Genomic DNA, 15,299 nt, shown 5'->3' on the forward strand with positions numbered 1-15,299 from the left:
AAACGCCCCCGATTTACCATTAAGCGATCGCGTTCTCTTCCAGTTCACGCATAAACTGGCGTACCCATTCGATACGCGTTTTCCGCTCGCTCAAATCCTGAATAAACTTCAGACGCGTCGGACCATCAAGGCGGTAATGCTGCGGCTGTTTTTGCAGCAAACCAATCAACCAGGCCGGATTAACGTGATTCTTCTCGGCAAATTCGATCACGCCGCCTTTCTCATTACCTTCCAGCTTCCTGATCCCCAGTTTCTGCGCTTGCTGGCGCAGACGGGCAATATCCAGCAGGGTACGCGCCGGATCCGGCAGCAGGCCGAAGCGATCGATAAGCTCGACTTTGATCTCTTCCAGTTCGTTTTCCGTTTTGGCGCTGGCAATACGTTTGTAGAACGACAGACGCGTGTTCACGTCAGGGATGAAATCATCTGGCAATAGCGACGGCATCCGCAGCTCGACTTCTGTTTGCTGGCTGGTGAGATCTTCCAGCGACGGCTCGCGTCCGGCTTTCAGCGCATCGACGGCGTTTTCCAGCAACTCCATATACAGCGAGAAACCGATGGTTTCCATTGAGCCGCTTTGTTCTTCGCCAAGCAGTTCACCCGCGCCGCGGATCTCCAGATCGTGCGTTGCCAGCGCAAAACCTGCACCGAGATCTTCCAGCGAGGCAATCGCTTCAAGACGTTTTTGCGCATCGGTAGTCATCGCTTTTGGATGCGGCGTCAGCAGCCATGCATATGCCTGGTGGTGCGAACGCCCGACGCGACCGCGCAACTGGTGCAACTGTGCCAGACCGAAGTGATCCGCGCGTTCAATGATAATGGTGTTGGCGGTAGGAATGTCGATCCCGGTTTCGATAATGGTGGTACAAACCAGCACGTTGAAACGTTGATGATGGAAATCATTCATCACCCGTTCCAGTTCGCGCTCACGCATTTGCCCGTGACCGATAGCAATCCGCGCTTCAGGTACCAGTTCTGCCAGCCGTTCGGCGGCTTTCTGGATGTTTTCCACATCATTGTAGAGATAATAAACCTGTCCTCCGCGCAAAATTTCACGCAGGATCGCCTCCCGGACCACCAGACTGTCATACTCACGGACAAAGGTTTTAACTGCCAGACGACGGGCGGGCGGCGTGGCGATAATCGACAGATCGCGCATTCCGCTCATTGCCATATTCAGCGTACGTGGGATCGGCGTTGCGGTAAGCGTCAGAATATCCACGTTCGCGCGCATCGCTTTAATGCGCTCTTTATGACGCACCCCGAAGCGGTGTTCTTCATCGACAATCAGCAGGCCTAAATCTTTAAACTTGACGTCACTTTGCAGCAGTTTGTGCGTACCGATCAGAATATCAATTTTCCCTTCCGCCACTTCCGCAAGGATTTGCGTCTGCTCTTTGGCGCTGCGGAAACGGGAGATCATTTCGATACGTACCGGCCAGTTGGCGAAACGGTCGCGGAAGTTGTCGTAATGCTGCTGCGCGAGAAGGGTGGTAGGCACCAGCACCGCCACCTGTTTGTGGTTATCTACCGCCATGAAAGCGGCGCGCATCGCCACTTCTGTTTTACCAAAGCCAACATCGCCGCACACCAGACGATCCATTGCCAGCGGCTGACACATGTCACTAAGCACCGCATTAATGGCCTGCGCCTGATCCGGCGTGGTTTCAAACGGGAAGCTGTCGCAGAACAACTGATACTGCTCGCGATCGTGTTTAAACGCGAAGCCCTCTTTGGCGGCGCGTTGCGCGTAGATATCCAGCAATTCCGCCGCCACATCACGCACTTTTTCCGCCGCTTTCTGCCGCGCGCGTGACCAGGCATCGCCACCAAGTTTATGCAGTGGTGCGTTTTCTTCTGCGCCACCCGCGTAACGGCTAATCAGATGCAGTGACGACACCGGAACATACAGTTTGGCGTCGTTGGCATAGGTGAGCATCAAATACTCGCCAGTAATGCCTCCAGCTTCGAGCGTGGTCATTCCGGCATAACGACCGACGCCGTGCTCCAGATGGACCACCGGCTGACCAATATGCAGCTCCGCAAGGTTACGGATCAGTGTATCGGGGTTGATGGCGCGGCGAGAATCCTGACGACGACGGGCAACGCGTTCACCGAGCAGATCGCTTTCGCAAATCAGCGCCAGATTACGTACCGTATCGACAAAACCATGCTCTGCAGCGCCAATCATCAGATAACGCCCACGGTCGCTGGCTTCATCAAGACGCATAATGCGTTGCGGAGCAATTTTAATTCGCGCGAGCAGTTCACCCAACGCTTCACGGCGGCCTTCACTTTCTACCGAGAACACCACCGGACCGTCGAAAGACTCGAGGAACTTACGCAGCGCATCCAGCGGCGCTTTTTGTTGTGCCTGAATGGCCAGGTCTGGCAGTTTCTGGAAACCTAAATTGGCATTCGCTGCTTTTGTCGGTAAATGTTCAGTTTTTAGCTGCACACGGGGCCAGTTTTTCAGCTCTGAGAAGAGCTCATCCACCCGCAGCCAGAGCGATTGTGGTGGCAACAGTGGGCGCATTGGGTCGATGCCGCGATTCTCAAAACGCGCGAGCGTGTCAGCCTGGAAACGTTCGGCACTGTTTTCCAGATCGCCAGTATTCACCAACAGCGTATTGGCAGGGAAATAACTGAACAGTGGCGGCAGCGGTTCGCTGAAGAATAGCGGCTGCCAGTACTCGATCCCGGCAGGTAATGTGCCTTTACTCACTTGCTGATAAATATGTTCCGGGTCGCGCTTCACTTCGAAGGTATCACGCCACTGGCTGCGGAACAGTTCAATTGCCGCTTTATCGGTCGGAAATTCGTGCGCGGGCAACAGATTGATCGCTTCTACTTCCTCCAGCGTGCGCTGGCTATCGACGTCAAACACCCGCAGGCTGTCGATTTCATCATCAAAGAAATCAAGACGATAAGGCAGCTCACTCCCCATCGGGAAGAGATCCAACAACGCGCCGCGCGTGGCGTATTCGCCGTGCTCCATCACCTGGTCAACATGGCGATAACCGGCGCTGTCCAGTTGGGTTCGTAATGCATCTCGTGACAGGCGCTGACCTTTTTTCATCACCAGCGCATGACCGTGGAGAAAGCTGTGCGGGCAAACGCGCTGCATAAGCGTATTCACCGGAACAATCAGTACGCCACGCTGCATCGATGGTAACTGGTAAAGGGTGGAAAGACGCGAGGAGATAATGTCCTGATGAGGCGAAAAACTGTCGTAAGGGAGGGTTTCCCAGTCCGCCAGATTCATCACCATCTGATCGGTGAACTGGCTGATTTCATCATGCAAACGCAGAGCATTTTGCATATCTGGTGCAATGAGTACCACCGGACCGGCGTGACGTTCGGCAATTTCTGCTACCAGCGTCGCGCAGGCAGCGCCGGTTAACTCGCCCAGCAGACGCTGCTCACCCGCTTTGACGGGCAGCGTATAACGATATTGTTCAGGCATAACGGTTGTCAGATTCTCGTTAGGATATGCCTCAACATATGGGGCATATCTCTGATAAGCAATGCTGTTCATTATCCGTAATCGACATGGTTTAGCAAATTGAATCGCCCCGGCTGGGGCGATGGCTTAGCGGGAGTAACTGACGGTAGCGGGCAGAGAAGGCGGGGAGAACAACAGATCGCTGAATGCGCGCTGTGAAAGTTTTCTTACCAGCAAGCCCGCAACAGTACAAATCAACAAACTGACAAAGGGGTAAATCAGCAGGAGCGTCAGTTCGACTTGCGGCGACCAGCGTACCGCGTTCATTTGCGGAATCAGGCTTAAGCTGAATATTTCTACCAGAATGCGATGGGTGGTATAGATAGCAATGGTGTTGGAGCCAATCACATTCAGCAGGCTGGAGGAACGCATACCGAAACGCTGCTCGTACTGATAAAACAGCTTCATGATTACCACAATCGATACCAGCGACAACAGCAGCGAGATATTAAACAACCAGGCACCGACCGCCAGAACGGTCAGCAAAGAAGCCATCAGCAGATGGCGGCGCAACGGTACCGCTTTAACACAGGTCATTAATGTTGCGCCAAACCATGCGCCAAGGCTGTAATAAGGCAAATTGCGGATCACACTGTTCATTCCCCACCACGGTGTGGGTACGAAATTAACAGCCACACTCATCAGTACAAACAGAACAAATAACGGCAGGGCCAGGGGGTTAAAAATTTTACATATCACGAAATAGACAATTAACGCATACAGATACCACAAGCTGGTGCTGGCGGTGATCATCCCGTGCAGGAACTCACCGGTGGAATCGGCATAAGCGGCATTGGAGGCATTGCTTAAATCGCGCTCAGGTGCCAGCCACTGGTTCAGCGCACTTAACGCCAGCCACTGCACCACGCCCCAAAGCGCCAGCACCCAGAAGATGTTCCAGATGCGTTTATCGAGACAATTTCCCCACGGTACGCTGTCGATATAGCGGCGAATCAAATAGCCAGAGATAAAGAAAAAAACCGGCATACGAAAGGGTGCAAGGTAAAGATTGAAATAGATCCAGCATTTGCTCAGGACTTCCGATAACGGATGCTGAAAAGTGGTCAGATGCGGATAAAAGGTAATGACCGAGTGATAAATCACCACCAGACAAATACATAACCCTTTGATCTGGTTAATCCATAGCTCTTTTTGTTTCATCGGGACAACACGCTCTTTTTATTTAACATGCGGTTGATCCTGCGGGGCGAGTCGCGTGGTGTAATGCGTATCTGTCTGTATTTGGTTATTTTTCAGATAAAGATCAGGCCACATGGCCGATGATAAAATGAGGCACTTTAGCCGATTGATTTGCTGGTACTTTTCAGATTAGCCCTGACGATCACTTACAGTTCAGACGTTTACCCATCCTGCTTTCGCTTATATACTCGTGTCTTTGCTACAGCAACCAGACGGATTTCATGTACCAACCTGTCGCTCTATTTATTGGCCTGCGTTACATGCGTGGGCGTGCAGCGGATCGCTTCGGTCGTTTCGTCTCCTGGCTTTCTACCATCGGCATTACCCTCGGGGTGATGGCGCTGGTCACAGTATTGTCAGTGATGAACGGCTTTGAGCGCGAGCTGCAAAACAACATCCTTGGCCTGATGCCACAGGCAATTCTCTCTTCTGAGCATGGCTCTCTTAACCCGCAGCAACTCCCGGAAACGGCAGTCAAACTGGACGGCGTTAATCGCGTCGCACCTATTACTACCGGTGATGTGGTACTGCAAAGCGCGCGCAGCGTGGCGGTCGGGGTGATGCTGGGTATCGACCCGGCGCAAAAAGATCCACTAACGCCGTATCTGGTCAATGTGAAACAAACTGACCTCGAGCCGGGGAAATATAATGTCATCCTCGGTGAACAGCTTGCCTCACAGTTGGGCGTCAATCGCGGTGATCAAATCCGCGTGATGGTGCCATCTGCTAGCCAGTTCACGCCGATGGGGCGTATTCCAAGTCAGCGCCTGTTCAATGTGATTGGCACTTTCGCCGCCAACAGTGAAGTCGATGGCTATGAAATGCTGGTGAATATTGAGGATGCCTCGCGTCTGATGCGTTATCCGGCAGGCAATATTACCGGCTGGCGTTTGTGGCTGGATGAGCCGCTGAAAGTCGACTCATTAAGTCAGCAAAAACTGCCTGAAGGCAGCAAATGGCAGGACTGGCGTGACCGTAAAGGCGAGCTGTTCCAGGCCGTACGCATGGAAAAAAATATGATGGGCTTGCTGCTGAGCCTGATTGTCGCCGTTGCGGCGTTTAACATTATTACCTCGCTGGGACTGATGGTGATGGAGAAGCAGGGCGAAGTGGCCATTCTTCAGACTCAGGGGCTGACTCCGCGGCAAATCATGATGGTCTTTATGGTGCAAGGGGCCAGCGCCGGGATTATCGGTGCGATCCTCGGAGCGGCGCTTGGCGCACTGCTTGCCAGCCAGTTGAATAATCTGATGCCGATAATCGGCGTCCTGCTTGATGGCGCGGCGCTGCCGGTCGCTATCGAGCCTTTACAGGTCATTGTTATTGCGCTGGTGGCGATGGCTATCGCGCTGCTGTCTACGCTTTACCCTTCCTGGCGCGCTGCCGCCACTCAACCCGCTGAGGCTTTACGTTATGAATAAGATCCTGTTGCAATGCGACAACCTGTGCAAACGCTATCAGGAAGGCAGTGTGCAAACCGATGTACTGCACAATGTCAGTTTCAGCGTGGGCGAAGGTGAAATGATGGCGATCGTCGGCAGCTCTGGTTCCGGTAAAAGCACCTTGCTGCACCTGTTAGGCGGGCTGGATACGCCAACCTCCGGCGATGTGATCTTTAACGGTCAACCGATGAGCAAACTGTCTTCGGCGGCGAAAGCAGAACTGCGCAACCAGAAGCTGGGATTTATTTATCAGTTTCACCACCTGCTGCCGGATTTTACCGCCCTGGAAAACGTGGCTATGCCGCTGTTGATTGGCAAGAAAAAGCCCGCTGAAATCAACAGCCGTGCGCTGGAGATGTTAAAAGCGGTGGGGCTGGAGCATCGTGCGAATCACCGCCCATCTGAACTTTCTGGCGGCGAACGCCAGCGTGTGGCGATTGCCCGTGCGCTGGTCAATAACCCGCGGCTGGTACTGGCGGATGAACCTACTGGTAACCTCGATGCACGTAACGCCGACAGCATCTTCCAGTTGCTTGGGGAATTGAATCGCTTGCAGGGCACCGCCTTCCTGGTGGTTACTCACGACCTGCAACTGGCGAAACGTATGAGCCGCCAACTAGAAATGCGTGATGGACGTCTGACGGCGGAACTGAGCCTGATGGGGGCGGAGTAATGGCGATGCCTTTATCGTTATTGATTGGCCTGCGTTTTAGCCGCGGACGGCGACGCGGCGGCATGGTGTCGTTGATCTCCGTCATTTCTACCATTGGCATTGCCCTCGGCGTGGCGGTATTGATCGTCGGCTTAAGCGCGATGAACGGCTTTGAACGCGAACTGAATAACCGCATTCTGGCGGTAGTACCGCACGGTGAAATTGAGGCGGTAGATCAGCCGTGGACCAACTGGCAGGAAGCACTGGATAACGTGCAGAAAGTGCCGGGCATTGCCGCCGCTGCGCCGTATATCAATTTCACCGGGCTGGTGGAAAGTGGCGCGAATCTGCGCGCAATCCAGGTCAAGGGCGTTAACCCGCAACAGGAACAGCGTTTGAGCGCATTACCCTCGTTTGTCCAGGACGATGCGTGGAGCAATTTTAAAGCAGGCGAACAGCAAATTATCATCGGCAAAGGCGTGGCGGATGCGCTGAAAGTGAAGCAGGGGGATTGGGTGTCGATTATGATCCCAAATTCGAATCCCGAGCATAAACTGATGCAGCCAAAACGTGTGCGTTTGCACGTTGCCGGTATTTTGCAGTTGAGTGGTCAACTCGATCACAGTTTTGCCATGATCCCGCTGGCCGATGCTCAGCAATATCTTGATATGGGTTCCAGCGTGTCAGGTATTGCCCTTAAAATGACGGATGTTTTCAACGCCAATAAGCTGGTACGCGATGCGGGTGAAGTGACCAACAGCTATGTTTATATTAAAAGCTGGATTGGTACTTACGGCTATATGTATCGCGATATTCAGATGATCCGCGCCATTATGTATCTGGCGATGGTACTGGTGATTGGTGTGGCCTGTTTCAACATCGTCTCCACCTTAGTGATGGCGGTGAAAGACAAGAGTGGCGATATCGCAGTATTAAGAACGTTGGGTGCGAAAGATGGTTTAATCCGCGCCATCTTTGTCTGGTATGGATTGCTGGCAGGGCTGTTCGGCAGCCTGTGTGGTGTGATTATCGGCGTAGTTGTTTCACTGCAACTTACCCCGATTATTGAGTGGATTGAAAAGCTGATCGGCCATCAGTTCCTCTCCAGCGATATCTATTTTATTGACTTCCTGCCATCGGAATTGCACTGGCTGGACGTCTTCTACGTACTGGTCACAGCATTGTTGCTGAGTCTTTTGGCAAGTTGGTATCCGGCGCGGCGCGCCAGTAATATTGACCCTGCGCGAGTCCTTAGCGGCCAGTAAAGGCAGTACATTAAAACAAGGAGCGGCAATGTATTACGGGTTTGATATTGGTGGAACAAAAATTGCGCTAGGCGTGTTTGATAGCGGTCGGCAGTTGCAGTGGGAAAAGCGGGTGCCGACACCGCGTGACAGCTATGACGCATTTTTAGATGCAGTGTGCGAGCTGGTAGCCGAAGCTGACCAACGTTTTGGCTGTAAAGGTTCTGTCGGCATTGGTATTCCGGGTATGCCGGAAACAGAAGATGGTACGCTGTATGCCGCCAATGTCCCTGCTGCCAGCGGTAAACCGCTGCGTGCCGACCTGAGCGCACGTCTTGATCGCGATGTACGCCTTGATAACGATGCCAACTGTTTTGCCCTTTCTGAAGCATGGGATGATGAATTTACTCAATATCCACTGGTGATGGGGTTGATTCTCGGCACCGGCGTTGGCGGCGGGCTGATTTTCAACGGTAAACCAATTACCGGTAAAAGCTATATTACCGGCGAGTTTGGCCATATGCGTCTGCCGGTTGATGCGTTAACCATGATGGGGCTGGATTTCCCGTTACGCCGCTGCGGCTGTGGTCAGCATGGCTGCATTGAAAATTATCTGTCTGGTCGCGGTTTTGCGTGGCTGTATCAACACTATTATCATCAACCGTTGCAGGCTCCTGAGATCATTGCGCTTTATGATCAAGGCGATGAGCAGGCAAGGGCGCACGTTGAGCGTTATCTGGATTTATTAGCGGTTTGTCTGGGAAATATCCTGACCATTGTTGACCCTGACCTGGTCGTCATTGGTGGTGGCTTATCGAATTTCCCGGCAATCACAACGCAACTGGCGGAAAGGTTGCCTCGTCATCTCTTACCTGTAGCTCGTGTTCCGCGCATTGAACGCGCGCGCCACGGTGATGCGGGAGGAATGCGTGGTGCGGCCTTCCTACATCTAACCGATTAATCAACAGAGGTTGCTATGCTGTCGCGTCGGGGTCATCGGTTAAGTCGTTTTCGTAAAAATAAACGCCGCCTGCGCGAGCGTTTGCGTCAGCGTATTTTTTTCAGAGATAAAGTGGTGCCGGAAGCAATGGAAAAACCAAGAGTACTCGTACTGACAGGGGCAGGGATTTCTGCGGAATCAGGTATTCGTACCTTTCGCGCCGCAGATGGCCTGTGGGAAGAACATCGGGTTGAAGATGTGGCAACGCCGGAAGGTTTTGATCGCGATCCTGAACTGGTGCAAACGTTTTATAACGCCCGTCGTCGACAGTTGCAGCAGCCAGAAATTCAGCCTAACGCTGCACATCTTGCGCTGGCGAAACTGCAAGATGCTCTCGGCGATCGCTTTTTGCTGGTGACGCAAAATATCGATAACCTGCATGAACGCGCAGGCAATACCAATGTGATTCATATGCATGGGGAATTGCTGAAAGTACGTTGTTCGCAAAGTGGCCAGGTCCTCGACTGGACCGGAGACGTTACGCCAGAAGATAAATGCCATTGTTGCCAGTTCCCGGCACCCTTGCGCCCGCACGTAGTGTGGTTTGGCGAAATGCCACTCGGCATGGATGAAATTTATATGGCGTTGTCGATGGCCGATATTTTCATTGCCATTGGTACTTCGGGGCATGTTTATCCGGCGGCTGGGTTTGTTCACGAAGCGAAACTGCATGGCGCGCACACCGTGGAACTGAATCTTGAACCGAGTCAGGTTGGTAATGAATTTGCCGAGAAATATTACGGTCCGGCAAGCCAGGTGGTGCCAGAGTTTGTTGAAAAGTTGCTGAAGGGATTATAAAGCGGGAAAAATTGCCTGATGCGCTACGCTTGTCAGGCCTGTGAAGGGGCGCAATTAATTGAATTTGCGGGTTTTGTGGGCCGGATAAGGCGTTCGCGCCGCATCCGGCATAATACACGCGAACTTTACTGCCTCTTTTACCGTTTACTCGTCCATAGTAACGCGGCAATAAACGTACAGACACCAATCAGCCCTGCCCAGAGTGGCGATATTCTGGTAATCGCAAAGCTGTTATCGATATACAAACATAAAGCCTGATAACCCATATTGGCAACAGCCATCGCCACTGCAAATTTTAACGCATAATAAAGGCGCGTTGTGTAGTTAAAAAATGCAGCAAAGACGATGAATGCAACTGCCCAGGCAAAAAGGCCTAATGTCGTGGTACTGCCGGGTGGATCATTTTCATGCTGTTGTCCGGGATGCGGATAATATGTCAGTGGTGGCGTCGGTTGTTTTAATATCTGTGCTTGTAAAACAGCCAATGCATTATTGATACCCTGATACCAGAGGTCCGCATGTAAATAAGCCAGCGTGTGATTTTCTACCAGAAGGCCGAGATGTTTATCGTCCAGACCGCTTTCAACCTGGCCGTTGGTTATCATAATTAACCGTGGCTCGCGGGTAGTAAAGAGTAACAGAACACTTCCTTTTACATTACTCATTGAAGATGCCGCATGCGCCAGCATCGCTTTGCCATTTTGCCTGAGACTGGCTTCATTATTAATGTCGGGTAAAACCACAATAAACGGTGCAACTCCGGTTTGTTGGCGAAAAAGCTCGGCTTTATGCGCGATCTCTTCAGCATCTGGTACAGTACCGGTAACATCCGTAAAAAGTGTCTTCATTATTGGAATTAAGGGCTTACTGGTTGCCGTCAGAGGCAGGAGTATCAGTAAACTGAGCAATATTATGATTTTTTTCATGGGCGGGACTTCCGTTTCCTGCGTGTCTTTTTAGAGGAGGGCATACTGATTAATAAACCGACGGAGATAAAAATAACGCCCATAATGCCGATAAACCCCCATTTAAAAAAATTAACCCACGGGTTATTTATCTCAGCCTTTTCAGGATGTCCTGGAGAATAATAAACATTAACTTTATCGCCTTCGCTGCCTTCATAAAAATCGCTGCCAATACTCGAATTGAAAATTAGCGTGTAATCTGGCGTCGGACGAAAGGCAACGACGGGATACCACGAACCATTTTTACCCGTGCGATGAGAATGACTGGAGTGCCAGACGGTATCAACAATGACGCCTTCAGTATGAATCGCGTCTTTGCTATAGGTGAACTGGTTATAAAAGATAACAACAGAAATGAGGATCAGTACCAGACCGATACCGAAGAATATACGAAAGAAAACTCTACTGTCCTGGCTCATTAGCCACATCCTTGCTAAATAAAAAACGGGCGGTAATATCACCGCCCGCTTGCTGAATTAACGTCCTGCTTTCAGCTTCTGATAATACTCTTCATAAATGCTGCTGGCTGCGCCAACGTCATTCTGCCATTCACCATTTTTAATGGTTTCAGCATCCGGGTAGAGCGTTTTATCGTTCGCCACTTCCGGACTTAACAGCTTACGCGCCGCAAGGTTTGGCGTTGGATAACCGATAGTTTCAGCAACCTGTTTTGCCACATCCGGGCGCAGCAGGAAGTTGATCAATTTCAGCGCGCCTTCTTTGTTTTTGGCATTTGCCGGGATCGCCAGGCTGTCCATCCAGAAAATACCGCCTTCTTTCGGCCACACCACATCAATTGGCGTACCCGCCTGGCGTGCAACGAAAGCAGAACCGTTCCAGATCATGCCGAGGTTAACTTCGCCTTCCATATACGGGTTCGCCGGGTTATCGGAGTTAAACGCCGCGACGTTTGGCATCAGCTTTTTCAGCTCGTTGTATGCAGCTTCAATCTCTTTCGGATCGGTGGTGTTACCGGAGTAGCCCAGCTTACGCAGCGCCATCTGGAACACTTCACGGGCATCGTCGGTCAGCAGCAGGCTGCCTTTGTACTCAGGCTTCCACAGATCGGCCCAGCTGGTGACAGATTTCGGATCCACCGCATCACCGTTAACGCCAATCGCCGTCGCACCCCAGATATACGGAATGGAATAGTCGTTATTCGGGTCAAACGGCTTGTTGAGCATGTCTGGATCGAGGTTGCTGAAATTGCTTAACTTCGACTTGTCGATCTTCTGGATCATCCCTTCTTTACGCATTTTATCGACGTAATAGGTTGAAGGAACCACCAGGTCATAGGCACCGTCTTTGTACGTTTTCAGCTTCGCGTACATGGTTTCGTTCGACTCGTAAGTCGAATAGATAACCTTAATACCGGTTTCTTTGGTGAACTGTTCAAGCAGTCCTGGCGGCACGTACTCGGTCCAGTTGTAGAAATACAGCGTGTTGTTGTCATCGGCGTGAGCGGCGCTCATGCCCAGTGCCAGAGCACCCGCCGCGAGCAGGTGGCGTGACCATTTTTTCATTTAACGTCCCCTGTGTTACCTTTCGTTTTATCACGAGCAATAAGCTGGCTGGCAATTACCATCACCAGCGACAGCACCAGTAATATGGTTGCCAGCGCGTTAACTTCCGGCGATACGCCGACTTTGACCATCGAATAAATTTTTAACGGCAGAATTTCATAACTCGGCCCGGTGACAAACGAAGAAACCACCACGTCGTCCATCGACAGGGTAAAGCTTAACACCCAGCCCGCCGCTACCGCTGGCATTGCCAGTGGCAGAATGATTTTTCGCAGAATGGTAAATTCGCTGGCACCGAGATCTTTCGCCGCTTCCAGCATTCGCACGTCAAAACCTTTCAGGCGCGAATACACTGTCACTACCACAAATGGCAGGCAGAAGGTGATATGCGAGAACAGCAGCGACCAGAAGCCAAGCTGAATACCCAGCAGCATAAACAGCACCAGCAGCGAAATCGCCATTACGATATCTGGTGACATCATCACCACAAACAGCATTCCGCTAACGAACGGCTTACCACGAAAGCGATAACGGTACAGCGCAACTGCCGTCAGTGAACCGATAAGCGTAGCAAACGTCGCCGAAAACACCGCCATTGTAAGTGAATGCTGCGCTGCCTGTAACAGGCTGTCGTTGTTCATCAGCAGGCTATACCATTTGGTGGTAAAACCCTGCCAGTTGATGCCAAAGCGCGAGCTGTTAAAGGAGTTCACAATCAAAATAATGATTGGGATATACAGGTACGCGTAGATAGCGGTCATAAAACCGCCGCGAAGCAGTCGACCGATCATTCGAGTTCCACCTTCTTATTCAGCAAACGAGAAGCGCGCCAGTAAACCAGCAACATCAGGCCCATTACGATAGTCAGCGTAATGCTGGTGGCTGCACCAAACGGCCAGTCACGAATATTGAGGAACTGTACCTTGATGACGTTACCGATCAGCAGGTTTTTCGCACCGCCCATCAGGTCGGACACATAGAACAGGCCCATCGCTGGCAGCATCACCAGCAGACATCCGGCAATAATTCCCGGCATCGTCAGTGGGATAATGATGCGAATAAAGGTCTGCAACTTGCTGGCACCGAGATCGCGCGCCGCCTCAAGCAACGGCTTATCCAGTTTTTCGATACTGGAGTACAGCGGCATCACCATAAACGGCAGCAGAATGTAAACCAGACCGATAATCACCGCACTAGGCGTGAACATGATGCGAATTGGTGTATCGATAACGCCCAGCCAGAGCAAAAACTCGTTGAGATAGCCTTTGGTGCTGAGGAAAATTTTCAGCCCGTAAATACGAATCAATGAGTTGGTCCAGAACGGAACAATCAGCAGAAACAGCAGCAGCGGACGCACCTTGTGTGGCAGCTTCGCCAGAAACCAGGCAAAAGGATAGCCCAGCACCAGGCAGGCGAGGGTGGCGATCAGCGCCATATTCAGCGAGTGCAATAGCACTTCAAAATAGAGCGGATCGAGCAGACGCGTGTAGTTATCCAGCGTAAAGACCATTTTGACGAAACTGGCGTCGTCGCGGGTCAAAAAGCTGGTGCCAATGATCATCAGGTTGGGCAGAAAGACAAACAACACAAGCCAACCGACAATAGTGACAATCACTACATTCTGGAACTTACTTGTGTTCTTCATCAGCCAGTACGACCTCCCAGCTTTCTACCCAATTAATGGCCATTTTTTGGTCGAGAGAGTGGTCAAAGTCAGGATCGTCTTCATTGAAGAATTCGCTGACCATCACCATCTTGCCATTTTCCAGCTCAACAACCGACTCCAGCGTCATGCCTTTGTAGTTACGCTCGCGAACGTAACCAATCAGCCCTTCGGCGTGGTTGTCGTCGTTAATCTCTTCAACACGTAAGTCTTCCGGGCGCAGCAGAACATGCAGTTTTTGCCCCGGTTCAACGGCGAAGTTAACGTAGATATTACATTCGCGGCCTTCAACGTTGGCGCGTACGCGCTGCTCGTCGAGACGTTCGATGACAGTGGCGTTAAACATATTGATTTCGCCAATAAACCCGGCAACAAACAGGTTTTTCGGCTCTTCGTAGATTTCACGCGGCGTGCCGTCTTGCTCAATGCGACCATCGCGCATCACCACGATCCTGTCCGACATGGTAAGTGCTTCTTCCTGGTCGTGAGTTACGAACACGAATGTAATGCCAAGCTTACGCTGTAACGCTTTCAGCTCGTTCTGCATTTGCTTACGCAGTTTGTAATCCAGCGCTGAGAGCGACTCATCCAGCAACAACAGACGAGGCTTGTTAACCACCGCGCGAGCAATGGCGACGCGTTGCTGTTGACCACCAGAGAGCTGATGCGGTTTGCGTTGAGCGAAGGTTTCCAGCTGCACCATCCGCAGGGCTTCCATCACGCGGGGCGTAATTTCAGCTGCGGGGGTTTTTTGCATGCGCAACCCAAAGGCCACATTTTCGAACACGGTCATGTGGGGGAAAAGTGCGTAGCTTTGGAAAACAGTGTTCACATAGCGGTTTTCCGCCGGAACGTGGGTGATGTCCTCGTTATCCAGCATGATGCGTCCGGAATCAACAGTTTCCAGACCTGCAATCAGGCGAAGAACGGTTGTTTTACCGCAGCCAGAAGGGCCAAGCAGCGTGAGGAACTCGCCATTGTTGATAGTCAGATCCAGCTGGGGAATGACCTCTTTACCATCAAAGCATTTGCGAATTCCCGCCAATTGCACCAGCGGTGAAAGCGAACTCGGTTGTTTATTCAATTTTTTACTCTGTCCCATGTAAACGCAACGGATGGCTTACCGATGCGGGGTTTGTGGTTAACCACCTTGGTGACTCTTAATGAGGGCGGTAATTCTACGGCAAACCGCTTGAATCGCCAATCTTTGTTGTGAATTACTGGCTTAGCTTTATATTCATTAAGGTAATGCTGATAAATATTCCCGCTTGCAGGGCTAAAAGTGACCTGACGCAATATTTGTCTTT

Annotated in this window: 13 protein-coding genes; 5 read left to right on the forward strand and 8 right to left on the reverse strand. The window is 51.5% G+C overall.

All coding sequences use genetic code 11. The features are described 5' to 3' along the window. Positions 1 to 19: 19 nt before the first annotated feature. Both mfd and ACJHX4_RS04610 read right to left on the reverse strand, forming a co-directional pair. Positions 20 to 3,466, reverse strand: a complete 3,447-nt coding sequence (gene mfd / locus ACJHX4_RS04605) for a transcription-repair coupling factor (RefSeq protein ID WP_001295968.1) — start codon at positions 3,464 to 3,466, stop codon at positions 20 to 22. A 126-nt stretch (positions 3,467 to 3,592) separates the two neighbouring features. After that, on the reverse strand, positions 3,593 to 4,666 hold the full coding sequence (locus ACJHX4_RS04610) for an acyltransferase family protein (RefSeq protein ID WP_000810241.1): 1,074 nt from the start codon (positions 4,664 to 4,666) through the stop codon (positions 3,593 to 3,595). Between the two features lie 260 nt (positions 4,667 to 4,926). Here ACJHX4_RS04610 and lolC point away from each other — a divergent pair, with 260 nt between their 5' ends. Genes lolC through cobB form a run of 5 tightly spaced genes read left to right on the forward strand, consistent with a single transcriptional unit; the run spans position 4,927 to position 9,841 of the window. Next, positions 4,927 to 6,126 carry a lipoprotein-releasing ABC transporter permease subunit LolC gene (lolC, locus tag ACJHX4_RS04615; protein ID WP_000284714.1) on the forward strand — a complete coding sequence of 400 codons (1,200 nt, stop codon included), beginning with the start codon at positions 4,927 to 4,929 and terminating at the stop codon, positions 6,124 to 6,126. Continuing rightward, positions 6,119 to 6,820 (forward strand): lipoprotein-releasing ABC transporter ATP-binding protein LolD, encoded by a 702-nt coding sequence (gene lolD, locus ACJHX4_RS04620; RefSeq protein ID WP_001033695.1) that lies wholly within the window; start codon positions 6,119 to 6,121, stop codon positions 6,818 to 6,820. Before lolC ends, lolD begins: the two co-directional genes overlap by 8 nt. Then, positions 6,820 to 8,064: a lipoprotein-releasing ABC transporter permease subunit LolE gene (lolE, locus tag ACJHX4_RS04625; RefSeq protein ID WP_001251354.1), complete on the forward strand. Its 1,245-nt coding sequence runs from the start codon at positions 6,820 to 6,822 to the stop codon at positions 8,062 to 8,064. Before lolD ends, lolE begins: the two co-directional genes overlap by 1 nt. A 28-nt stretch (positions 8,065 to 8,092) precedes the next feature. Next, complete coding sequence (nagK, locus tag ACJHX4_RS04630) at positions 8,093 to 9,004, forward strand: N-acetylglucosamine kinase (protein ID WP_000291272.1); 912 nt, start codon at positions 8,093 to 8,095, stop codon at positions 9,002 to 9,004. 15 nt (positions 9,005 to 9,019) lie between these two features. Further along, positions 9,020 to 9,841 carry a Sir2 family NAD+-dependent deacetylase gene (cobB, locus tag ACJHX4_RS04635; RefSeq protein ID WP_000952746.1) on the forward strand — a complete coding sequence of 274 codons (822 nt, stop codon included), beginning with the start codon at positions 9,020 to 9,022 and terminating at the stop codon, positions 9,839 to 9,841. A gap of 137 nt (positions 9,842 to 9,978) precedes the next feature. On the opposite strand, the gene ACJHX4_RS04640 is transcribed toward cobB, so the two are convergent. From ACJHX4_RS04640 to potA, 6 genes are read right to left on the reverse strand one after another with little or no spacing between them, the layout of a single operon-like run. Continuing rightward, on the reverse strand, positions 9,979 to 10,767 hold the full coding sequence (locus ACJHX4_RS04640; protein WP_000720215.1) for a TPM domain-containing protein: 789 nt from the start codon (positions 10,765 to 10,767) through the stop codon (positions 9,979 to 9,981). Next, complete coding sequence (locus ACJHX4_RS04645) at positions 10,764 to 11,225, reverse strand: DUF3592 domain-containing protein (protein ID WP_001295970.1); 462 nt, start codon at positions 11,223 to 11,225, stop codon at positions 10,764 to 10,766. The genes ACJHX4_RS04640 and ACJHX4_RS04645 overlap by 4 nt, the downstream gene beginning before the upstream one ends. Positions 11,226 to 11,282: 57 nt before the next feature. Then, positions 11,283 to 12,329 (reverse strand): spermidine/putrescine ABC transporter substrate-binding protein PotD, encoded by a 1,047-nt coding sequence (gene potD, locus ACJHX4_RS04650; RefSeq protein ID WP_000759309.1) that lies wholly within the window; start codon positions 12,327 to 12,329, stop codon positions 11,283 to 11,285. After that, positions 12,326 to 13,120, reverse strand: coding sequence for a spermidine/putrescine ABC transporter permease PotC (gene potC / locus ACJHX4_RS04655; protein WP_000580316.1), 795 nt, complete (start codon positions 13,118 to 13,120; stop codon positions 12,326 to 12,328). Before potC ends, potD begins: the two co-directional genes overlap by 4 nt. After that, the gene (gene potB, locus ACJHX4_RS04660) at positions 13,117 to 13,974 is read right to left on the reverse strand and encodes a spermidine/putrescine ABC transporter permease PotB (protein ID WP_000799401.1); all 858 of its coding nucleotides are present in this window, start codon (positions 13,972 to 13,974) and stop codon (positions 13,117 to 13,119) included. Before potB ends, potC begins: the two co-directional genes overlap by 4 nt. After that, on the reverse strand, positions 13,958 to 15,094 hold the full coding sequence (potA, locus tag ACJHX4_RS04665; protein WP_000531594.1) for a spermidine/putrescine ABC transporter ATP-binding protein PotA: 1,137 nt from the start codon (positions 15,092 to 15,094) through the stop codon (positions 13,958 to 13,960). Before potA ends, potB begins: the two co-directional genes overlap by 17 nt. Positions 15,095 to 15,299: the final 205 nt, after the last annotated feature.

The sequence above is a fragment of the Escherichia sp. WS2035 genome, assembly GCF_046487065.1.
GTDB classification, from domain to species: Bacteria; Pseudomonadota; Gammaproteobacteria; order Enterobacterales; family Enterobacteriaceae; genus Escherichia; species Escherichia coli.

Bases quoted from the DNA above. Each gene is read 5' to 3' on its own strand.
- mfd (WP_001295968.1), bottom strand. From the start codon at position 3,466: ATGCCTGAACAATATCGTTATACGCTGCCCGTCAAAGCGGGTGAGCAG.
- ACJHX4_RS04610 (WP_000810241.1), bottom strand. From the start codon at position 4,666: ATGAAACAAAAAGAGCTATGGATTAACCAGATCAAAGGGTTATGTATT.
- lolC (WP_000284714.1), top strand. From the start codon at position 4,927: ATGTACCAACCTGTCGCTCTATTTATTGGCCTGCGTTACATGCGTGGG.
- lolD (WP_001033695.1), top strand. From the start codon at position 6,119: ATGAATAAGATCCTGTTGCAATGCGACAACCTGTGCAAACGCTATCAG.
- lolE (WP_001251354.1), top strand. From the start codon at position 6,820: ATGGCGATGCCTTTATCGTTATTGATTGGCCTGCGTTTTAGCCGCGGA.
- nagK (WP_000291272.1), top strand. From the start codon at position 8,093: ATGTATTACGGGTTTGATATTGGTGGAACAAAAATTGCGCTAGGCGTG.
- cobB (WP_000952746.1), top strand. From the start codon at position 9,020: ATGCTGTCGCGTCGGGGTCATCGGTTAAGTCGTTTTCGTAAAAATAAA.
- ACJHX4_RS04640 (WP_000720215.1), bottom strand. From the start codon at position 10,767: ATGAAAAAAATCATAATATTGCTCAGTTTACTGATACTCCTGCCTCTG.
- ACJHX4_RS04645 (WP_001295970.1), bottom strand. From the start codon at position 11,225: ATGAGCCAGGACAGTAGAGTTTTCTTTCGTATATTCTTCGGTATCGGT.
- potD (WP_000759309.1), bottom strand. From the start codon at position 12,329: ATGAAAAAATGGTCACGCCACCTGCTCGCGGCGGGTGCTCTGGCACTG.
- potC (WP_000580316.1), bottom strand. From the start codon at position 13,120: ATGATCGGTCGACTGCTTCGCGGCGGTTTTATGACCGCTATCTACGCG.
- potB (WP_000799401.1), bottom strand. From the start codon at position 13,974: ATGAAGAACACAAGTAAGTTCCAGAATGTAGTGATTGTCACTATTGTC.
- potA (WP_000531594.1), bottom strand. From the start codon at position 15,094: ATGGGACAGAGTAAAAAATTGAATAAACAACCGAGTTCGCTTTCACCG.